The organism is uncultured Brachyspira sp., from assembly GCF_944390845.1.
Lineage (GTDB): Bacteria > Spirochaetota > Brachyspiria > Brachyspirales > Brachyspiraceae > Brachyspira > Brachyspira pulli.
In genome coordinates this window covers 1-21,453 of record NZ_CALXRM010000044.1, presented here as the reverse complement: position 1 = coordinate 21,453, position 21,453 = coordinate 1, and the positions used below count along the sequence as shown (strand labels likewise).

At 27.5% G+C, this 21,453-nt stretch carries 18 protein-coding genes and 1 riboswitch; of the genes, 17 read left to right on the top strand and 1 reads right to left on the bottom strand.

Annotated features, from left to right (window positions below; all coding sequences use genetic code 11):
- The first annotated feature begins 5 nt into the window (after positions 1 to 5).
- The 7 genes from fliM (at position 6) to pncB (ending at position 6,172) form a co-directional block, all read left to right on the top strand.
- A complete protein-coding gene (fliM, locus tag Q0K52_RS09615) occupies positions 6 to 1,037 on the top strand; it encodes a flagellar motor switch protein FliM (protein WP_008722421.1) in 1,032 nt (343 codons plus the stop codon).
- A 4-nt stretch (positions 1,038 to 1,041) separates the two neighbouring features.
- Positions 1,042 to 2,118, top strand: coding sequence for a flagellar motor switch protein FliN (fliN, locus tag Q0K52_RS09610; protein WP_297298864.1), 1,077 nt, complete (start codon positions 1,042 to 1,044; stop codon positions 2,116 to 2,118).
- 159 nt (positions 2,119 to 2,277) lie between these two features.
- Positions 2,278 to 2,595 carry a flagellar motor switch protein FliN gene (gene fliN, locus Q0K52_RS09605; RefSeq protein ID WP_297298862.1) on the top strand — a complete coding sequence of 106 codons (318 nt, stop codon included), beginning with the start codon at positions 2,278 to 2,280 and terminating at the stop codon, positions 2,593 to 2,595.
- A gap of 232 nt (positions 2,596 to 2,827) precedes the next feature.
- Positions 2,828 to 3,772, top strand: coding sequence for an N-acetylmuramoyl-L-alanine amidase (locus Q0K52_RS09600; protein WP_297298860.1), 945 nt, complete (start codon positions 2,828 to 2,830; stop codon positions 3,770 to 3,772).
- Positions 3,773 to 3,850: 78 nt separating this feature from the next.
- Positions 3,851 to 4,750, top strand: coding sequence for a M23 family metallopeptidase (locus Q0K52_RS09595; RefSeq protein ID WP_297298858.1), 900 nt, complete (start codon positions 3,851 to 3,853; stop codon positions 4,748 to 4,750).
- On the top strand, positions 4,734 to 4,958 hold the full coding sequence (locus Q0K52_RS09590; protein WP_297298857.1) for an AtpZ/AtpI family protein: 225 nt from the start codon (positions 4,734 to 4,736) through the stop codon (positions 4,956 to 4,958). Before Q0K52_RS09595 ends, Q0K52_RS09590 begins: the two co-directional genes overlap by 17 nt.
- Positions 4,959 to 4,972: 14 nt before the next feature.
- Positions 4,973 to 6,172, top strand: a complete 1,200-nt coding sequence (gene pncB, locus Q0K52_RS09585; protein ID WP_297298855.1) for a nicotinate phosphoribosyltransferase — start codon at positions 4,973 to 4,975, stop codon at positions 6,170 to 6,172.
- 461 nt (positions 6,173 to 6,633) lie between these two features.
- Here the strand turns inward: pncB and Q0K52_RS09580 are convergent, their stop codons facing one another.
- On the bottom strand, positions 6,634 to 7,833 hold the full coding sequence (locus tag Q0K52_RS09580) for a cation:proton antiporter (protein WP_297298853.1): 1,200 nt from the start codon (positions 7,831 to 7,833) through the stop codon (positions 6,634 to 6,636).
- Between the two features lie 143 nt (positions 7,834 to 7,976).
- Positions 7,977 to 8,078, bottom strand: a riboswitch (Fluoride riboswitch).
- A gap of 683 nt (positions 8,079 to 8,761) precedes the next feature.
- Between Q0K52_RS09580 and Q0K52_RS09575 the strand changes: the two genes are divergently transcribed.
- The 10 genes from Q0K52_RS09575 (at position 8,762) to ispE (ending at position 21,424) form a co-directional block, all read left to right on the top strand.
- Positions 8,762 to 10,762, top strand: coding sequence for an ankyrin repeat domain-containing protein (locus Q0K52_RS09575; protein ID WP_297298851.1), 2,001 nt, complete (start codon positions 8,762 to 8,764; stop codon positions 10,760 to 10,762).
- Between the two features lie 355 nt (positions 10,763 to 11,117).
- Positions 11,118 to 12,479 (top strand): radical SAM protein, encoded by a 1,362-nt coding sequence (locus Q0K52_RS09570; RefSeq protein ID WP_297298850.1) that lies wholly within the window; start codon positions 11,118 to 11,120, stop codon positions 12,477 to 12,479.
- A 316-nt stretch (positions 12,480 to 12,795) separates the two neighbouring features.
- The gene (gene hslV, locus Q0K52_RS09565; RefSeq protein WP_297298848.1) at positions 12,796 to 13,326 is read left to right on the top strand and encodes an ATP-dependent protease subunit HslV; all 531 of its coding nucleotides are present in this window, start codon (positions 12,796 to 12,798) and stop codon (positions 13,324 to 13,326) included.
- 2 nt (positions 13,327 to 13,328) lie between these two features.
- Complete coding sequence (gene hslU / locus Q0K52_RS09560; RefSeq protein ID WP_297298846.1) at positions 13,329 to 14,690, top strand: ATP-dependent protease ATPase subunit HslU; 1,362 nt, start codon at positions 13,329 to 13,331, stop codon at positions 14,688 to 14,690.
- Between the two features lie 88 nt (positions 14,691 to 14,778).
- Positions 14,779 to 15,243: a bacteriohemerythrin gene (locus Q0K52_RS09555; RefSeq protein WP_297298844.1), complete on the top strand. Its 465-nt coding sequence runs from the start codon at positions 14,779 to 14,781 to the stop codon at positions 15,241 to 15,243.
- A gap of 79 nt (positions 15,244 to 15,322) precedes the next feature.
- Positions 15,323 to 17,686: an apolipoprotein N-acyltransferase gene (gene lnt / locus Q0K52_RS09550; RefSeq protein WP_297298843.1), complete on the top strand. Its 2,364-nt coding sequence runs from the start codon at positions 15,323 to 15,325 to the stop codon at positions 17,684 to 17,686.
- Between the two features lie 9 nt (positions 17,687 to 17,695).
- Positions 17,696 to 18,907 carry a chemotaxis protein CheB gene (locus Q0K52_RS09545; RefSeq protein WP_297298841.1) on the top strand — a complete coding sequence of 404 codons (1,212 nt, stop codon included), beginning with the start codon at positions 17,696 to 17,698 and terminating at the stop codon, positions 18,905 to 18,907.
- A complete protein-coding gene (locus Q0K52_RS09540; protein WP_297298839.1) occupies positions 18,904 to 19,398 on the top strand; it encodes a hypothetical protein in 495 nt (164 codons plus the stop codon). Before Q0K52_RS09545 ends, Q0K52_RS09540 begins: the two co-directional genes overlap by 4 nt.
- Before the next feature lie 9 nt (positions 19,399 to 19,407).
- Entirely contained in the window at positions 19,408 to 19,821 is a 414-nt protein-coding gene (locus Q0K52_RS09535; RefSeq protein WP_297298838.1) for a hypothetical protein, read from the top strand.
- Between the two features lie 706 nt (positions 19,822 to 20,527).
- Positions 20,528 to 21,424, top strand: coding sequence for a 4-(cytidine 5'-diphospho)-2-C-methyl-D-erythritol kinase (ispE, locus tag Q0K52_RS09530; RefSeq protein WP_297298836.1), 897 nt, complete (start codon positions 20,528 to 20,530; stop codon positions 21,422 to 21,424).
- Positions 21,425 to 21,453: the final 29 nt, after the last annotated feature.

The window sequence follows — 21,453 nt, the reverse complement described above, 5'->3', positions numbered from 1 at the left end:
CTTGTATGACAGAAGTATTGTCACAAAGCGAAATAGATGCGTTACTAAGTGCTATATCATCTGGAGAAAGTTTAGATAATATTGATACTAAGCGTGTAGAAGTAGAACATAGAAAAATAAAGATATATGACTTCAAACGTCCTGATAAGTTTTCAAAAGACCAAATTAGAACGCTTCAAATGATGCATGAAAACTTCGCACGTGTTACTACAACTTCATTATCAGCACAATTAAGAACATTAGTAGGTATTCACGTAGCAAGCGTAGACCAGCTTACTTATGAAGAGTTTATAAGAAGTGTTAGTAATCCTTCTACTTTGGCTATTGTTAGTATGGACCCTTTAAAAGGTAGCTCTATATTAGAGATTGACCCATCTATCACTTTTACTATTATTGATAGATTATTTGGGGGACCTGGTGAAAGTCCTAAGAACTTAAATAGAGAGTTAACAGATATTGAGTTATCAGTTATGGAAGGTATTATAGTAAGAATACTTGGTAACTTAAGAGAGGCTTGGTCTCAGGTAATAGATTTAAGACCACGTTTAGGTTCTATAGAAACTAACCCTCAGTTTGCTCAGATGGTTAGCCCTAATGACATGGTTGTACTTATTACTTTAGAAACCAAAGTAGCTGATGTTGAAGGTATGATGAACTTTTGTATACCATATATTACTATTGAGCCTATACTTTCTAAATTTTCTGCTCAATATTGGTATGCATCTATTAGAAGAGGAAGCACTAGCGAAAATTTAAAAATTATTAAAGAAAAATTACAAAATATATTTGTTGAAACTTCGGCGGAACTTGGATCTATGCAATTACCGCTATCAGACATTCTCAATCTTCAGAAAGGTGATGTTGTTAAATTTACTGATACGAAGATTACAGATCCTGTCATATTTAAGATAGGAAACAGAAAGAAATTCTTATGTCGTCCTGGTATATCAGGTAGCAGAATGGCTGTACAGCTTACAGGTGTTATGGATGGCGAGGCTGATATAACCGAAGACGATTTATTAAAAGAGGAGGATTAAGGTTATGATGAGTGACGGTGCATTATCTCAAGACGAAATAGAAGCTTTGCTAAAAGGTGCCGATGAAGCTTTTGGAGGAGACAGTGCTCCTAAAGCTAGTAATGGCGGAACTGTAGATAAACAACTTTTTAATGAAGCTGCTAAGTTGATAGCTGAAAATCAAGCTTTTTCACTATCTTCTATTTCTACTAAGACTGTATCCATTACTAATATTACTACTACAGTAGGTGATGTAAATAATTTACATCAAATGTTATCTGGTAAAATGATAGAGGCTAAAGTAGGTTATACTGGTTCTATCAATGGAAATGTATATTATTTCATGGGAGAAAATGAGGCTTTAATAGTTGCTTCTCTTATGATGGGACAAAAAGAAGCTGCTTTAAATGATATGGTAGCTCAAGTATTAAAAGAAGCTTTCTCACAAATGGTTGGAGTTTCTGACAGTGCTTTAAGTTCCAGATTCGGCGGAAGCTTTACTAACTCTCCTATAGAAACTTCTATATTGGAAGATGCTTTTAGTATTAATATACCTGGTTCTTTGGCTATAGTAAGCGGTTCTCTTTCTATTGAAGGCGAAGTGGAAAACGCTCCTTATGTATTTGCTTTGGAGCTTCCTTTATTACAAAGCCTTTTAAGTTCTGCTTCTAATACAGCTGCAGCACCTACTGCAAGTGCAAATACAAGTAGTAATACTGCTTCTTCTAATAACTCTATGTCTGGACATTCTGATAATCAATCTTATGATTCAGGTCCTCAATTAGGAGTACAGCATGCAGAATTTAATTCTTTAATGCCTGCTTCAGATGTACAAGGAACTGGAAACATCGGCTTGCTTATGGATGTAACCATGAACATGACTGTAGAACTTGGTAGAGCTACAATGACTATTAGAGATATACTAGGTCTTGGTGAAGGTTCTATCATAGAGCTTCAAAAATTAGCTGGTGAACCTGTAGATTTGCTTGTTAATGGCAAGTTAATAGCTAAAGGTGAGGTTGTGGTAATAGATGAAAACTTCGGTGTTCGTGTTACTGATATTATTAACCCTATGGACAGACTTACTAATAAACCTAGATAATTAAACTAAAAATTAGCTATAAATAAAAGCGGGGAATATTTAATTCCTCGCTTTTTTATTTTAAATTATCAATAAAATTTTTTTTAATAACTCAATTGAAATTATATTATAAACATATATAATATAATCAAAAGATATAATATTTAAGAAGTATAATAAATGAGTGATAAAGTAGAAAATAAAAATAATATACCTTCAGGTAATATCGGTTTACTTATGGATGTGACTATCACTGTCACAGTAGAATTAGGAAGAGCACGTTTAAGTATTAAAGAGATATTAAGTCTTGGAGAAGGTTCAATTATAGAGCTTCAAAAACTAGCTGGCGAACCTGTAGATTTGCTTGTTAATGGCAAATTAATAGCTAGAGGTGAAGTAGTTGTAATAGATGAATGTTTCGGTGTTAGAGTTACAGAGATTGTTGATTCTGTAGCTGATGTAGTTGCTGAATCGCCCAAAGAAAAAAGTAAAAAATAATTAATTTTACATTCTTATATAAATCAGTTCTTATTATATAAGTGATAAATTTATAAATGTTTTCTATATGTAAAAATAATAAATCTTTAATAATTACTTATGAAAATTTTATTTATAAATTATTAATTTTAAATAAAAAAAATTTTATTTATAAATTATTAATTTTAAATAAAAAAAATTTTATTTAGTCTAACTTTAATTTAATATCATTCTTTACGATAATATAGTTACTATGAACAGCAAGAATCGTTTTATAATTTTTTCAGTAGTTATTATCGTTTTAATAATTGTTTCTTTTTCATCTCTTATAGTTACAGCAAATATGAGGGTGTCTGAGAATATAATAAGAGAAAGTGAAGTTAATAAAATTCCTTCTTCAAGTGAAAAATTTAGTGATATAATAGAAAATAGAAAAGTTAGAATACTTATAGATCCTGGACATAATGCTGCTACTAAAGGAGCATTGGGATATTTGGGTTATGAGTATTATATGAATTTGAGAGTTGCTAGAGAATTAGCAAAAATACTTTCTGAAGATGAAAGATTTGAATATTTTTTAAGCAGAGATGGTGCTTATTACAGCAGACCTATTAAAGAATATATGACTAATAATTATGCCGAACTTTTGGGTATATATAATACAAAAGTTAAAGGTGAAGAGAGAACTGGAAATTTAACAAGATATCAAACATTAGAGATGTATGCTATAAGACACTATGCTATAGATAATAATTTTGATTTGCTTTTAAGTATACATTTTGATTATATGCCTTATATAAAAAGAAGAGCTAAAACTTCAGGTTTCCATGTTATAGTGAGTCCATACAATAGAGAATTTCCAGCTTCTATGCAGGTTGCTTATAAGTTATCTGAACGCATGCAGGAAAAATATAATATTTCTCCTGTGATAGGGCATGACAGAGTTCTTCCTAATACAGTATGGAAATTTTATGATAAAGAAGAATTGATTAAAGAAGGAATATCTTTAAGAGGCCTTATTGTTATAGGCGATGCTTTTGAAAATGCTTATAATAAACAAGAAATAAAAAAAGATGTGCCTTCTGTTTTGATTGAAGCAGGATTTATACATGAATGGCAGTTTGGAAGTAATAAAGCTGTAAAAGAATTAGCTTACCAAATGTATGAAGCTTTGGTTGATGTATATACTACAAAATAAACTATTAAACGGTTATTTATATTGATTAAATATTAATATTTTGTTAAAATAGTTTTCAAATTAGGTAGTAATTGGATTATGCATAAAAGAAAAAATAAAGTTAAATATATTAATAAAAAACCTTCTGCAATTTATTTGTTTTTTAGAAAAATAATTAGATTCTTCACTCATAGAATCTATTTTATGTTTATACCGCATTCTAAAAAGAAAACAAAAACTTTATCAATACCAGTTTATGCATTAATTTTTATTGTATTAATAATAATTGGTGCTTTGCTTTCTACTTTTTCTTTTCTTACAAAAAATACTGTACTTGCAAGTAAAACTGAAGTGTTAAGCGGAAGTTATCAGGATAAATTAGCTGAAATAAACTTATTGGAAAATATTTTTAATTCTGTAGCTACTAATGATTATTATAGAAATGATATGTCAAATATGGTTAATCTATTAAAAATAGATGATGAGGCTATGAAGCTTTCTACTAATAATTATATAGATAATATTTTGCTTCTTAATTCAAGAGCAGAGGAACTAGAAAAGTTAAGATTATATTTAGATGAATTAAAAGCTAATATCACTTCAAAGAATAATGCTTTAGAGCCTATACCTTCAATACTTCCTATAGATTCAAGATATGCTGTTATATCTATGCCTTATCAAAAAGGTTCTATAGTATCAAAAGGTGTAGGATTTGAAACTATTGCTGGAACTTTAATAAGGGCTACTGCTTCAGGTACTGTAAATGATGTTTCTTATGATAAAGATACTGGATTTACCATTACTATATATCATAGATTTGGTGTTGTTACTAAATATACAGGTTTAGCTACTTCTTTAGTTTCTGAAAAAATGACTGTTAAAAAAGGTGAAATAATCGGAAACGCTAAAACAGGTATTTTTGAATATGAATTAAAAATAGCGTCTTCTTATGTTAATCCTTTATTATTTACTACTGTAAAATATGAAGATAGAGAATAAAAATTTGAAAAATGGCATAAAGTATGCAGCACTTGGTGTTGAATTTGGAAGTATGGTTCTAGGTTTGGCATTTGTGGGACATTATGTTGATAAATATTTTCAAAGTAAGCCATTATTTACTATAGTAGGAATATTTATTGGGTTTGTCTCGGGAATATATAGACTCTATCAAATATCTAAAACTTTTGACAAATTGAATAAGAAATAGAGGAGAGATTATTTATGGAACCTATAATTACTAGCTTATTAGATACTGATTTATATAAATTCACCATGCAGCAATGTGCTTTAAGGCAGTTTTCAGATGTTTGGGTGCGTTATGTATTCAAGAGCAGAAATATTTTAGAATGGACTTCCGATATGCATGAGGAGTTTTTGAAGCAGATAAAATATTTTTGTAATTTGACTTTTCAGAAAGAAGAACTTGAATATTTATCTTCTTTAAGATTCATAAAAAAAGATTATATAGAATTTTTAAAATTATACAGACCATTAGAAGAGCATATAAAAGCTTTATTTGATAATAATAAATTAACTGTAGAAATAGAAGGTCCTTGGTATCAGACAATTCTTTGGGAAATTCCAATTCTTGCTATGATTAGTGAAATTTACTATACATATACAGTTTGTAAAGATGATGATGGAAAAAAAGCTTATGAACAGGCTGAAATTAATTTGATAAAAAAGATAGATGAAAAATTAATTCCAATGCATAAAGAAGATAATGGATTTAAGCTTTCAGAATTTGGTACTAGAAGAAGATTTTCTTTTAAATGGCAGGATAAGGTTGTTGATATACTAAAGAAAAAATTGCCTGCTTCTTGTTTAGTTGGAACAAGCAATGTTTATTTTGCTAAGAAGTATGATTTGCTTGCTGTTGGAACGAATGCCCATGAATATTATCAAATTGGTCAGGCTTTAGATAAGGTTAGACTTGCTGAGAGTCAGAAATTTATGCTTCAATCTTGGGTTAATGAATACAGAGGAGATTTAGGTATAGCATTATCCGATACATTAGGAACTGATAAATTCTTAAAAGATTTTGATTTATATTTTGCTAAACTTTATGATGGAATAAGACATGATTCCGGAGATCCTATTACTTGGGGTTATAAAGTTATAAATCATTATAAAAGTCTTAGAGTAGATCCTAAAACAAAAACTCTACTTTTCAGCGATAGTCTTAATTTTGACAAGGCTTATGTAATATATAAAGAATTTAAAGATGAAGCAAAAGTAACATTTGGAATAGGTACTTATATTACTAATGATTTTGAACCTGTTGCTAAGCCTTTAAATATAGTTATGAAGCTTCAAAGTGTTAATGGTAAGCCTGTTGCTAAATTATCTGATGATGATGGAAAAACTATTTGTGAGGATATGAATTTCCTTAATTATTTGAAAATTGTTGCTAAAGAATAAAAATAATAATATATAAAATTTATTCATAAAAAATACGGGGCGGGAATTAAGTTTGTGAATTTCATTACATCTGCCCGCCCTTTATCTTTATTATTTTTATTGATATTTCTGTATTATTTTCTTTAAAAAGTGAAACAGTTATTTTAACTGCCCACCCAGGATTTTTTTAACTTTGTTATGTATTCATCGCACGTAGAATGAAGCTAAAAATATAAATTTATTTGAAATACAATATTTTTTATATTATGAATTTGATTCACCGTGCGTTAAATAAATTCTAAATTTAATCAACACTTGGGTGGGTGCTAAAAAATCTGATTAAGTTATAAAGATGATTAATATAAAAAATCAAAATTTATTAATAAAGAATAAAGGGCGGGGTGTGTAAATAAATTTTCTAATACTAAATATGATTAAAATATATTTAGTATTAGAAAGTAATCAGTTATTATATTAGACTATTATATATTTTGTTCATGTTCTAATAATCTTTTATAGAAAAATTCTATTCCGAAAGCTCCTAAAGGTGCAGTTATTAATATAGCAAGCACCGCTATTGTGAGTATGATTTCGCCTGATGCAAAACCTAATGATAAAGGAATTGAACCTATAGCAGCCTGCACTGTTGCTTTAGGACAATATGCTATCATAGAAAATATTCTTTCTTTTTTGTTTAGTCTAGTTTTTATTAATGAAACAAGCACTCCTAACATTCTAAATATTAAAGCTCCGAATATCAAAATAATACCTGTAAGTCCAGTATTTAAAGCATAATTTATATTTACAGCGGCACCTACTAATACAAAAAGCATAATTTCAGCAGCTACCCAAAGTTTTGAATATTTTAATGATAGTCTTTTTGCTAGCTCTGCTTTTTTGCTTTTTAAATATGCCCCTGTACTCATAACAGCCAATAGCCCTGAAAAACCTATAATGCCTCCGAATAATTTTGAAATGGAATTTTCTATTGTTATAAGTATAAATGATATGCTCAATATTATAACCACTTTGGCACTGTCTCTTATATGAAACCTTGTAAAGAATTTTGCCAATATAAATGCAATCAATATTCCTGCTAAAAGTCCAAAGATAATAGAGGTTGGTATTTTTACAAAGTCAAGTGCAGAAACAGTTCCTCCTTTAACGAGTGAAGTAAAAGAAGCGAATAATACTATTACAAAAATATCATCAACTGAAGCACCAGCCATTAATAATTGAGGTATGCTTTTATTAGTACCGTATTTTTCTTCCATAAGTTTTAACATTTTAGGAACAAGCACTGCAGGAGAAACAGCAGCAACTACAGATCCCATTAAAGCAGCTTCAAGTAAAGTGATATCAAATAGTTTAGGAGCTATTAGAACCATTCCTATTATTTCAAAACTTGCAGGAACAAAGCACATTAATATTGCAGGACGTCCTACTTTTTTTAAATCTTCTATATCAAGATTAAGTCCAGCACGTGTTAGTATTATAATTAGTGCTAGTTCTCTTAAATCTGCTGATATTGAAAGTATTGAATTATCTAATAGATTTAAACAATATGGCCCAAGTATGATTCCTGTTATAATAAGTCCTAAAAGCGAAGGAAGTTTTAAAAGAGAAAATATTTTTCCTAAAATCATTCCGCATAAAAATATTAATGCCAAACTAAGAAGCATAAAAGTAAATCCTTTTTTAATTGTATTTGATTTTTTATTATGAATCAGAGATTTTAGAAAATATAAAAACTACTATCTGCAAATTCATAAGTACTTAAATTATAGTTTTTTATTGATTATAATTTAAGTTTATAAAAATCATAAAATTTGCAGAAGTCATCAGCTTTTATATCTTATTGAAATATTAAGCGGTTTGATTATTTAATAGAAAAATAATCTAAGGAGACCTCATTCCTTATTTGTGAAAAGCATTTTATCATAAATATTTTTTATTTCAAGTTTTTATGCTTTTTTATAATTAATAATTTATGCTGCCGCACGTTGAGAGAATTTTGTTTAATAATTTAATTTTTTTTATTATTGATATTTTTTTATTTTTGTATTATTAAACGTGCGGTTGTAAAAATTATAAAGTTAAAAAATTAGGGGGGTGTTATATTTTTTATTTAGATATTAAAGGAATTATGTATTATAATATTGCATAAAACTAATAAAGTAATAGGGTGGGCATTTGTAATTAATTTTCTAAGAAATTTAATAAAAAATCCCGCCCTTTTTCTTTTTTATGCAATTTCAAATTATTGATTAAAATTATATTTAAAACTAAATTTGAAAAAGCATTACCCGCCCAAGTTTGGATTAGAGTTAGAATTTATATCACCGCACGTTGAGATGTTTTTTTGAAGGATTTAGTTTTGAATTATTAATAGTTTTTTATTTTTGTGCTGTTAAGCGTGCGTAAAATGGTTTTTATTTAAATGTAAAGCCAAAAAATACAAATTAATATTAATATTTTTGAATATATCTAAAATGTTATATTTAAGGTAAATTTTTTTGATGTATAAATTTTTTTTATTGTACTTGATATTTATTTATTATCTAATATACTTATAATTATTACTTATTTTCTAAGATTGGAGTATAAAAAGTGAAACATATCAAATTATTAGCCATTTTCTTAACTTTTAGTTGTTCTATATTCGCATTGACTGCTGGTGAAACAGATTTATTTAATGCTATTAATGAAAAAAATGCAGATAATGTATCGACTATCATTTCTAATTCTATGGATATAGATATAAATGTGTTAGATGCAGAAGGATATACTCCTTTACATAGAGCTATTTATAATAGAGATTTAGATACAGTAAATATACTTTTACAAAATGAAAATATAGATATTAATTCTAAATTGGATATAAAAGTTAGTATAGACGGCTGGTATTTAGGAGGAGCTACTCCTTTAATATTAGCTTCATATATAGGAGCTTCAGATATAGTTACAGTTTTGCTTGATAATAATGCAGATATCAAAGCAAAAGATGATGTAGACGGCAGTATGGCTATACATATGGCATCAGCTAATGGAAATAATGAAGTAGTAAAAATACTTTTAGAAAAAGATCCAACTACAATAAATGATGTAGATAATAGAGGAAATACTCCATTACATTGGGCAGCTATGAAAGATAGACCAGAAACTGTTAAATTATTAATGGAAAATGGAGCTGACATAGAATCACAAGATGCTGACGGTTGGACACCTTTACATTATGCTGCTGCTTTCTCTTCACTTCAAACCGTTCAAACACTTGTAGAATTAGGAGCTGATAAGACAAGTAAAACTAAAGATGGAAATGAGCCTGTATATTATGCTAGACGCGATGATGTAAAAAACTATTTAACAGGAAATGTTGCTGTGGCAGAAGGTGAAGGTACTACAGATGAAGAAACTCTAAACGAAGAAACTTCAGACGAGGAAATGGCAGTAGCTGATAATGATGCTGAGCAAACAGATGAAGAAACAATGTCAGAAGAAGAAGTTGTTACAGATGAATCTACAACAGAAGAAGGTCCAACTCAATATGTTAATAATACAGAATTAGATGTTAAACAGCTTGAACTTTTAGTAGCTATAAAAAATAATGATATAATAGCAGTAAATACTTTAATGAAAGAAGGTGTTAATCCTAATTTTGTAGATGAAAACGGATATTCTCCTTTACATTTAGCCGTTATTAACAATAGTTTGGATTCAGTAGAGGCATTGCTTGCTTATAAAGATATAGATAAAGAAATAAGACTTCCTTATGAAGCTACTTTAGATAATTGGTATTTAGGCGGAGCTACTCCTTTAATAGTTGCTTCTTATATAGGAAATGCAGATATAATGTATGCACTTATCAATGCTGATTGTAATATAAGAGCTAGAGATGATATAGATGGTGCTATGCCTATACATGTTGCTTCAGCTAATGGAAATGATGATGCCGTGATATTATTATTAGAAAAAGATAAAACTTTAGTAAATGAAACAGATAATAACGGAAATGACACACCATTACATTGGGCAGCTATGAAAGATAAGCCTTCTACAGTAAATGTTCTTTTGAAATATGGCGCTGATACAAAAATACAAAATACAGATGGAAATACACCTTTACATTATGCTTCAATGTATGCTGGTGCTGAAGTTATAAAAAATATAGTTGCTTCAGATAAATCTAGCGTAAATATGGCAAATAATGAAAATATGTATCCTATACACTATGCTGCTTTAGAGAATAATGTTGATGCTTTAGTAACATTAGTAAATGAAGGTAATGCTGATGTTAATATGAAAGATTCAACAGGAGATACAGCTTTACATTATGCTGCTGCTTATGGTAATATAGACAGTGTTATGGCATTAGTAGAAAAATGTAATGCTGATAAAACATTAAAAGACAGTGAAGGTTATACAGCTGCTGATTTAGCTTCAGATAATGGCTATGATAATATAGCTAGTTATTTGAGAGGCGATTCTAAGTATATACCAGAAAATAATGATAAAAATACAGATGAAAATATTGATAAGAATACAGACAGTAAAGAATTAATACTTCCGGAATATAAGAAAAGACCAGATTTAAATAAGAAATGGTGGTAATTAATTTTTTATTTATTATAATTGTGTGATTAGAATAGGCTTGGAATTTTTTATATAATTTCAAGCCTTTATTTTTATATTAATTTAATTGTTTCTAACTAAATTAATATAATAACTTAATGTATATTATAATACAATATTTTATTTGACAAAAATATTGATTATGTTATAATATTAAATATGTATTCTAATAATGACATCATATTAAATAGACAGTCTACAGTCTACAGTCTACAGTCTACAGTCTACAGTCTACAGTCTACAGTCTACAGTCTACAGTAGTCTATAAAAAAATTATTATTACTCTATTCTCCTTTCTTTGGAGAATTTTATAAGATTATAGGGAGATTTCTATATGCCAATAATTAATTATGATGATAAAGTCAATGAATTAAAAATGGAAGATATTGTATATCATGGTTCTAAAGTTGATAATTACAATTATTTAGAAATAAATTGGCAAATATTATATGGGTGTAATTATAAATGTTCTTATTGTTTTGGGCAGGATATTTTGAAGAATGATTTTACCTCTATTGAAAAATTAAAGAAAGCTGTTGATAAAATTTTTAGAATAAAGAAAGAATATTATAGTTTTACTCTACTAGGCGGAGAGGTAACTTATCATCCTGATTTTTTAGAATTAGTAAAATATATATATTCTTTTGATGCTAAAATTTCAATACTTTTGATAAGCAATGCTAGTAAAAGTATTGATTATTTTGATAAATTATTATCTTATGTTGGTAATAATGAATTTTCAATGAATTTTTCTGTACATTTTGAATATGCAGATTTAAATCATATAAAAGAATTAATAAAACTTTTTAATAAATATAAATATACTATTAATGTTAATTTTATGCTTCATCCTGATTACAAAGAAAAAATATATAATTTTTTTGATGAACTTATTGAGATGAAAAAAGAATATTTTTTTAATTTTGGTATTACAGAGCTTAGAGAACCTCCTGATTTTTCTAGAATAGACAGCAGATATGATAAAGATTTTTTTACTTGGATTGATAGTGCCAGAAAAACTATATATAATGTAAAATCGAATGCGGTTCCTTTTCAAAAAAGACATATGTTATTTCCTTGTTCATATTTTACTAAGAAAACCAATGATTTAACTGAAAATATAAGTATAAATCATAATTTGGCATTGAGGAATAATTTAAAACAATTTCAAGGTTTTTATTGCTGCGGAGGTGAAAATTTATTAAGAATAGAATCAAATGGATCATATAAAGGAGCAGTGTGTAGGCAATTTCCTATTGTAGGTAATATATATGAAGATGAAGATATAGATTTATATAAATTATCTGAATATGTAAAATGTAATATATTGCAATGCGGATGTTCTTCAAATGATAGATGTAATAAGTATAAAAATGAAAAAGAAGCTAAAAAGTATGTTTTAAATTATAGAAAAAAATATCCAGAGTTAATGATGGAATATTTACTTAATACTATTGAAGAATTAAAAAAAGATATCAATTCTAATAATAAGAATAATGTTGATGATGTAAATAAGAATCTTACTAATATAAATAATAGGGTTAATGATGTAAATAAGAATCTTACTAATGTAAATAATAAAGTTAATAGTATAGATAATAAATTTAACAATAAAATTGATAAATTAATTGATACTTTAGCTTGGTGGATACCTTTCAAAAAGAAACGTGATGAATTTAGGAATAAGTTTAAATAATAATTATTTAATTTGATATATAGGCTTGGAATTTATTTGTGAATTTCAAGCCTTTATTTTTTATATTTATAAATAAATTCTGTTATATAAGTGATTTTGTAGATAATGAATCATATATGAAACTAATTGTACATATAATACTTATTTATGATTTTTTTGATATTTTATTATAAATATAGTAAATTATTTTGTTATTGTGAATTTTATAAAATAAATTTTATTGGTAATCATAAAAAAATATGTATAATAAATTTGCATTAGAAACAAATATATAATACAATGTAAGATAATATATTAATTGAGAGGAATGAAGAATATGTTTAAAGGCACTACAATATGTGCAGTATGCAGAAATGGCGTTACTGCAATAGCAGGAGATGGACAGGTAACATTAGGTGAAACAGTAATGAAGCCTAATGCAGTAAAATTAAGAAAATTATACGGCGGTAAAGTTATATCAGGTTTTGCAGGTTCTACTGCTGATGCTTTTACATTATTTGAAAAATTTGAAAAAAGATTACAGGAGTTTTCTGGTGATTTAACTAGAGCTGCTGTTGAACTTGCACGTGAATGGAGAACAGATAAGATGCTTAGAAATTTACAGGCTCTTATTATAGTTGCCAGTAAAGATAAAATGCTTTTACTTTCAGGTAATGGAGATGTTATAGAAAGTGAGAATAATATATTAGCTATAGGTAGCGGTGGGCAGTATGCTAAAGCAGCTGCTATGGCATTATGTGAAAATACAGATCTTTCAGCTAAAGAAATAGCAAGAAAGGCACTTGAAATAGCTTCACAAATATGTATATACACTAATAGCAATATTTCTTTGGAGGTTATAGAATAAATATGTCATTTGATGTGAAATTAGAAAGTGAACTTACACCTAGAAGAATAGTAGAATCATTAGATCAATATATAATAGGTCAAACAGAGGCTAAGCGTTCAGTTGCTATAGCTTTAAGAAATAGATATAGAAGACGTCATTTACCAGAAGAATTAAAAGATGAAGTGGCTCCAAAAAATATTATTCTTATAGGGCCTACTGGAGTTGGTAAGACAGAAATAGCTAGAAGATTAGCAAAATTAGTAAATGCTCCTTTCATCAAAGTAGAAGCTACTAAATATACAGAAGTAGGATATGTAGGACGCGATGTTGAGAGTATGGTAAGAGATTTAGTCAATGTTGCTATATTCGATTTAAAAACAGCTATGATGAAAGAAGTAGAAAAAGAAGCTACTGAAATAGCTTTGGATAAATTGGCAAAACTTTTACTTCCATCTGTAAAAAAAGAAGATGAGGCAAATATTTCCAGTGAAGAAATGGAAAAGAAGAAAAATGCCAAAGAACAGATGAAAAAACGCATAGCTAATGGTGATTTTGATGAAAGTTATGTTGAATTAAAGATAACAGGCGGCGGCAATAGAATGTTTGGTATAATTCCAGGCATGGGATTTGAAGAAAGTGATATGATTCAATCTATGGTTGGAAGTATTATGCCTCCTAATAAGAAACATAAACGTTTAAGAGTAAAAGAAGCTAAAAAATATCTTATAAATGAGGCTTCAGAATCTCTTATAGATATGGATAAAATCACTTCAGATGCTTTGAGCCTTACTGAAAATATGGGTATAATATTTTTAGATGAGATAGATAAAATAGCCAGCGGCAATAAAACAGACAGTGCTGATGTTGCAAGACATGGCGTACAGAGAGATTTGCTTCCAATAGTTGAAGGAACAACAGTTAATACAAGATATGGTCCTATAAAAACAGATCATATATTGTTTATTGCGGCAGGTGCATTCCATATTAATAAACCTTCTGATTTGATTCCAGAGCTTCAGGGAAGATTCCCTATAAGAGTGGAATTAAAAGCTTTATCTAAAGAAGATTTTAAAGATATTCTTGTAAATCCTAAAAATGCTATAACTAAACAATATCAGGAACTCCTTAAAACAGAAGGAGTAACTATAGAGTTTGAAGATGCTGCTTTAGAGGCAATAGCAGATATGGCTTATAATATCAACACTAATGTTGAGAATATAGGAGCAAGAAGACTTTATACTATTATGGAAAAAGTTTTTGAGGAAATTTCATTTACTGCTGATGAACATAAGGGTGAATTTATTAAGATTAATGCCGATAATATTAAAGATGCTATGAAGGATATAGAGGATAATAGAGATATTAGCAGATATATTTTATAATAGTGTTTTGATTTACAGTATAGATTTTTTGTTTTTTTTTTATAAAATTATATAGTGTATAGTTAAAAATATAATTGGAGTTTATAATATGGATAATAACAATAATAATGAACAACAAGATAGTACTGTATTTATTAAGTGGGTGCCTTTGTATGAAACTAGACATAAACTGATAGACAGTCAGCATAAGGAATTAGTTAATATAGTTAATGAGCTTTATATGTCTACAGTTGATAATAGTGCCAATACCAATGAGGCCTTCATTAAAGCTATTAAAAAATGTATTGATTATACTCAATATCATTTCAAAACAGAAGAAAAAATAATGGATCTTATTAATTATTCTGATGCTGAAAACCATAAGGCTATGCATAAGAGTTTTTATTTAGAAATAGTTGATCAAATCAGGAAATATGAAGAAGGTCAGCCATTCGTAGCAAATAAATTTATTAAATTCTTAAAAGATTGGCTTTTAGAGCATATCGGTTTCCAAGATAAGAAATTTGTAAATGAAATCAAGGAAGCTTTAAAGAAAAAAGAAGGTAATCAATAAATTTGCTTTATATTTAAGATTTATAACATTATTATTCTTTATAATAAATAATATAAATGGAATATAGGAAAAATTATAAGTGTCAAAAAGTAATTCATATACCGTTGGGGTAATCATATTAAGTATTATTAGTGCTATACTTTTATCTTTGGCTTTTCCACCATTAAATTTATTTCCTATTTCTTTTATAGCTTTTGTTCCGCTTAATATTATTATATATAAATCAGATAAAATTAGATATTATATAATAGCAGCATCTATATTTGTATTTCTATTTTTTGGCTACCTGCTTATGTGGGTAACTTCCTTTATGCTTAAGGAAACAGAGGCTATAGTTTCTTTTCTGACATTATTTACTATACTGTTTTTAATAATATTCTTATTTTATTTCCCAGCTATGCTTTTAAGCGGATTTTTATCCAAGAAATTACCTCAGTTTAGATTTTTAGCTATACCGCTTGTATTTACATTTATGGAATATATGAGAAATGTAGGATATCTTGGTTTCCCTTGGGGAATTATAGGATATTCACAGTGGAATTTCTCTTTATTTATACAATCAGCAGATATATTTGGCGTATTAGGTATTAGTTTCTTTGTGTATTTTTCTAATGCTGTTATAGCTCATTACCTAGTATTATTTGTAGAAAAGAATGATACTAAGAAAAAAAGTAAGAAAGCTTATATACCAGCTTTAGTATTTGTAGTATCATTTGCAGTTATAATGGTATATGGTGCTATAAGGATTAATGTAGAAGAATCAAAAAGAGTGTTGCAGCCTAAAACTAAAATAGCTTTGATACAGAAGTCTTTTGATCCAAATATATACTGGAATAATATTTATACCGGTGAGCCTTATAGAAAAAATTCTAAAGGTATACAGGGTTTTGCTGAAAAGTTCCTTTTGAAGCCTGAGAAATTTGTCAATGAAGAAAAACCAGACGGAGTAACACAAAATGGTACTGTATCTGTAAAACGTGTTGCTAATTTGGCAAGAGATGCAGCACTTTCTAAACCTTCTTTGATAGTATATCCTGAATCTGTTACATTGGATTCTTATGGCTTTTATATATCCGAATATAAAGAAATTTTTGATTATGGACTAGCTTCAAATTCCATGTATCCTGGAGTATATAACACTTATCTTTTATACGATATGATTAGATATACTCAAACTTATCATTTATTAGGAACCACAATTATAAAAGAAGATACTAATAAAGATGCTTATAATCCTTATAAGTATTATAATGGTATGGAATTTATTAATGATAGGGGTAATGTAATAGGTGAATATTCTAAGATTAAACTTGTACCGGGCGGAGAATCATATCCTTTTCAAGATAATGAATTCTTACTCAATACATTCCCTTTTAAAAATATAATAAATTTCATGTATGCCCAATTTGATAAAGCAGGTGCCAATAGATGGGATAGGGGTAAAAGTATTACAGTATTTAATCACCCTAATGGTTATACTTTTTCAGGTATTATATGTTTTGAAAGTGCATTTGGTGATTTTGTTAGAAAATTTGTATATGATGGGGCACAAACTTTAGCTGTTATAACAGAAGATGCTTGGTCATATAGCGATGAGTCTTTACTTCAGCATTTTTATATGTCCATATTTAGGGCTATAGAAAATAGACGCGATATAGTTCATAATGGTAATTCTGGCGTTACTGGACATATATCAAGTACTGGTAAAATCATAGCTACACTTCCTTTCTGGAAGCCTGATTATATGGTGGCTAATGTTGCTCTTAATAGTGCTACAACAATATATACTAAATTCGGTGAATGGTTTGTTGCTCTTTGTTTCATAGGAATTTGTGTACTATTATTCTTTGCTACTACAAAAACTTTAATTGAATTAAAAGAAATAATTAAAAAACGCTTCTTTGCTAAAACATTAGAAACAGTACCAGTTGCTCCGGCAGCTCCTTCAGCTAAAAAAGTTGATGAATATATTAACAATGATTCTAATAATGATTTACCTAGTTTAGATGATATAGAAGAATTAGTTAAAAAAGATATAGTATCAGAAAAAGATAATGCTGTTCAAAAAGATATTACAATTAAAAAAGAGAATACAGTTGAAAAAGATGTTAAAAATAATAATATAGATAAAAATGTTATTGAAAAAAATGATAATCAGCAAATTAAAGAAACTCAAAAATCTATAAAAGCAGAAAATAAGGCTATTGCTGTAAATAAGCCTTTAGTTAAAGCGGAGAAAGAAGCTGATAAAAAAATAGATATTTTTTCTGATAAAAGTTATATGTCTGATGATCCTGCTAAGACTTATAGTATATTTGATGATACTAAATACACATCAGATATTTCATCTACTTTGAGTACAATTATTGAAGAAAATGAGAAAGTTTTTGATAAAGGTAAGGTTATGAAGAAAAATAATAAAATGAAAAAAGATGATAAATAGAGGAAATGTATGTTAGGGGCTATTAGAGTACTTATAGCGACAGATTCTAAAAATATTTCTGGACTGCTTAATAACATTTTGGCAAATTACTATAGAATAAATGTTGTTGGAGTAGTTTATAATGGTATAGAGGCCTATAAGTCTATAGTATCTCTTAAGCCCGATTTTGCTGTTATGGATGCAGATCTTCCTTTGATGGGCGGTTTAGAAATTTTAAAACTATTAAAAAAGGAAAATATAAAGATTAATATTTTAATAATGAGTTCTTTAGCACATAATCAAGATGCATCTATGAGAGGTTTTGATTTAGGTGTTCTGGAATTTATTCAAAAAACTAGAAATATTACAACCGAATTTATTAAAGATAATATTCTTAGCAGGATAATAGAAATATCTAAAAAACAATCAGATGATATAGAATATGTACCGGAATCTAATATAGATTATAATTTTAATTTTCTTAACAGTACCCCTATAACTCCTGTTGCTGCGGCTTCAAATACTAATAAAACAACAGTTGATGACAATGAACAAACATATCTTAATAAATTTGATGATAATGTTAGAATAATACCTTTTAATCAAAAACAGGTTGCAACTGCCATATCTAAAATTCTTAAATTTGATTTAAAGCCTCCAAAGTTGGTGGCAATAGGAATATCTACAGGAGGTCCTAGAGCTTTGAGGATTATGCTTCCTAGTTTGCCTAGTGATTTTCCGCTTCCTATACTTATATCGCAGCATATACCTAAAGAATTTTCTTCATCTTTAATATCCAGTTTGCAGGATATATGTAAAATAAGGATTAAAGAAGCAACTGTTGATGAAGAATTAGCCCCTTCAATAGTTTATATATCTCCTGGAGATAAAAATATGGGAGTATATATGGACTCTAAAGGAAAAATAAGAATTAAATTTTATCCGGATACAGATCATAAATTTATTTATACTCCTTGTGTTAATTATTTATTTGAAACTATTGATAATGTATTAGTTAATAAAGCTGTAGCTATTGTTATGACTGGTATGGGTAATGACGGTACAGATGGTATGATTAAGTTATACAAGCATGGAAATTTATGTATAGCTCAGGATAGAGAAAGTTCTACTGTATTTGGAATGCCTAGAAGTGTTATAGAAAATAAAGCTGTGCATGTGGTTTTATCTCTTTATGATATTGCAGAGTTTTTAATACAATATATGAGGTTGAAAAAAGTATGAAAAATATTTTAATAATATTTTGTTTTATGACATTGATGCTTTTTACTTCTTGTAAAAAAGAGTATGAGGCTAATAGTGAATATAGTATTTATGAGTATGAAAATTATATTTCTAAATTGATTTCAAATAAGGATACATTGGAATTTACTTCTAATTTTGTTTTGAATTTAGATGAAAATGTTGTTAAGACTTTGAATGAAATGTCTTTAATATATGAGCTTACTCCAGTTAATATTATAGAATCTATAAAAAATATGGGAGCTTTATATCAGAGAATATTTTCAAATAATGATGATGCTCTTTGTAATTATTTGCCTAAAGAAGGCGGTTATTATGATGTCAGCATAACTTATAAAAAATATAAAGATGTTGTAATAGCACAATTTGAATATCCTTCTTTTAATGAGATATCTGAAAATTCTATTGAATTTGTTGCTATTTATTTGAATGATAAATGGAATTTACTTACTATTAATTTTTTAAATATTTAAGGATTTTTAATGAAAAAAAATTTTATTGCATTAATAATGATTGTATCGCTTCTATTTGTTTCTTGTTTAGAAGATTTGGATAGTACTAAGAAAAAATCTTTATTTGTTTTTTATGATGAAATGAAAAATGAAATATTAAAAGATAATATAAATTGGATAGAAAAAAATTCTAATATAGACAATATAGAAAATATTAAAGATATTTTAATAGATAATAATGATTCTGTAAAGAAATTGATATCATCTTCAAATGGAGAATACTCTGTTACTATTAATTATACAATAGGTGATAATACAAGTCCTTATAAAGGTTATTATATTATTAGAAATTCAGAGTTTTCGCCTACTTATTATTATATAAGAGTTGTAAATGATTCAAATAAATGGAAAATAGAATCTATTGATAAATTGCCCTTAAAATAATGATTTTGTTATATTTGATAATTGCGACAAACTATTCTTTGTGAAGTCTCAAACTGTAATTATAAAATAAATTGATTTTCAACTCTGTACAGCTTTCAATGTTGTGTGCTTTGCTTAACTTTTTATATTTATAAGTTAAAGCAATAAACGAGCAGATGATAACTAACAAATAAAGTTGTCAGCTGTTTTTAAGCTAGTTTATCGTTAGTAATAATAAAAAACAGTGAATATATTATTTGTTTTATATACTAAGAAGTTTTAAGTTTGTCAACCGATGCACTTTATATAGAATTATCAACTTTTTTTGTCGCACAAAAAAGTTGCTGCCTACGGCACGCAGAGCGAAAAACGCAATTGCTAAAACTTTATATTAAAAACATTCCTATTAAATATAGAGTATAACCTATAAAAATGCAGTTCTTCGCGAAGCGTATCCGAGTTTATCGAGGATATAGGTTCTTTTATACCAATACTTACAGTACTTCCTTCGGTCGTAAAAGAACTGGGGTCTGGGGCAAAGCCCCAGATATAAAAAAGAAAATATAAATTTATTTCTGACAAAATATAATTGTTTAGGTATATATTATTTATTTTATATAAAAAATATTAATAGTTAAAAATAATAGTGATATTTACAAAAAATATTAAATATACTAAAATAAAAATAACTACTTAATATTTTTTTTATAAATAAGGAAAAATAAATATGTATACGATAAAAGCCCCATGCAAAATAAATCTTTCTCTTGATATAACTTCAAAAAGGGAAGACGGATATCATTTGATTGAATCTTTATTTCATACAGTTAATTTATATGATATTATAAATATTGAAAAATCAGATGAATATAAAATATCAACTTCAGGTAAATTTGCTTTGAAAGATGAAAGCGAGGATAATATAGTAACAAAAATATTTAAATATTTCAAAAATGACATGGGACTTAAAGATAATTATAATATACATATAGAAAAAAACATACCTACAGGTGCAGGACTTGGAGGAGGTTCTTCAGATGCTGCTAATGTTATTAAGTTTTTTTTAAATGAATTAAATATTAAGGCTGATAATAATTTGATAGAATCCTTTTCAAAATTCGGTGCTGATATTCCTTTCTTTATAAAAGGAGGCTGTGCTTGGGTTTCCGGAATAGGTGAAAAAATAATCAATTATGATTTTACTTTGCCTTATGATATAATCTTAATTTTTCCTAATATTCATGTTTCTACAAAATTGGCTTATTCAAAATTTGTAAAAGAAGATTTTAATAAATCAGATATATTTGCCATAAAAAATATGCTTGATAATAAAAATATTGATTTTAAAAGTATAGTTTCTCATACATATAATATATTTGAAAAAAATGTATTTAATTTGGAAAATAAAATAGAATCTATAAAAATACAAGCAGAAAATATATTAAATAGAAAAGTATCAATGAGCGGTTCTGGTTCTTCACTTTTTGCTTTATATGAAAGAGATGATAAAAATATAGACAGTGATTTAGAAAAATTAAAATCTCAAATGAATATAGACATTTATAAATTGAGTTTGATGCACAGGAGCCAGACATATTGCATTAAGTATTCCTTAGTTTTTTAAAGTATAACATAGGTGTATCATAATTTAAA

Excerpts from the sequence above, each read along its gene's own strand:
- Q0K52_RS09535 (WP_297298838.1), top strand. The coding sequence starts at position 19,408 with ATGAAAAAAAATTTTATTGCATTAATAATGATTGTATCGCTTCTATTT.
- ispE (WP_297298836.1), top strand. The coding sequence starts at position 20,528 with ATGTATACGATAAAAGCCCCATGCAAAATAAATCTTTCTCTTGATATA.
- hslV (WP_297298848.1), top strand. The coding sequence starts at position 12,796 with ATGTTTAAAGGCACTACAATATGTGCAGTATGCAGAAATGGCGTTACT.
- Q0K52_RS09590 (WP_297298857.1), top strand. The coding sequence starts at position 4,734 with ATGAAGATAGAGAATAAAAATTTGAAAAATGGCATAAAGTATGCAGCA.
- hslU (WP_297298846.1), top strand. The coding sequence starts at position 13,329 with ATGTCATTTGATGTGAAATTAGAAAGTGAACTTACACCTAGAAGAATA.
- Q0K52_RS09540 (WP_297298839.1), top strand. The coding sequence starts at position 18,904 with ATGAAAAATATTTTAATAATATTTTGTTTTATGACATTGATGCTTTTT.
- pncB (WP_297298855.1), top strand. The coding sequence starts at position 4,973 with ATGGAACCTATAATTACTAGCTTATTAGATACTGATTTATATAAATTC.
- fliM (WP_008722421.1), top strand. The coding sequence starts at position 6 with ATGACAGAAGTATTGTCACAAAGCGAAATAGATGCGTTACTAAGTGCT.
- Q0K52_RS09570 (WP_297298850.1), top strand. The coding sequence starts at position 11,118 with ATGCCAATAATTAATTATGATGATAAAGTCAATGAATTAAAAATGGAA.
- Q0K52_RS09595 (WP_297298858.1), top strand. The coding sequence starts at position 3,851 with ATGCATAAAAGAAAAAATAAAGTTAAATATATTAATAAAAAACCTTCT.
- fliN (WP_297298862.1), top strand. The coding sequence starts at position 2,278 with ATGAGTGATAAAGTAGAAAATAAAAATAATATACCTTCAGGTAATATC.
- fliN (WP_297298864.1), top strand. The coding sequence starts at position 1,042 with ATGATGAGTGACGGTGCATTATCTCAAGACGAAATAGAAGCTTTGCTA.
- Q0K52_RS09555 (WP_297298844.1), top strand. The coding sequence starts at position 14,779 with ATGGATAATAACAATAATAATGAACAACAAGATAGTACTGTATTTATT.
- Q0K52_RS09600 (WP_297298860.1), top strand. The coding sequence starts at position 2,828 with ATGAACAGCAAGAATCGTTTTATAATTTTTTCAGTAGTTATTATCGTT.
- Q0K52_RS09580 (WP_297298853.1), bottom strand. The coding sequence starts at position 7,833 with ATGCTTCTTAGTTTGGCATTAATATTTTTATGCGGAATGATTTTAGGA.
- Q0K52_RS09545 (WP_297298841.1), top strand. The coding sequence starts at position 17,696 with ATGTTAGGGGCTATTAGAGTACTTATAGCGACAGATTCTAAAAATATT.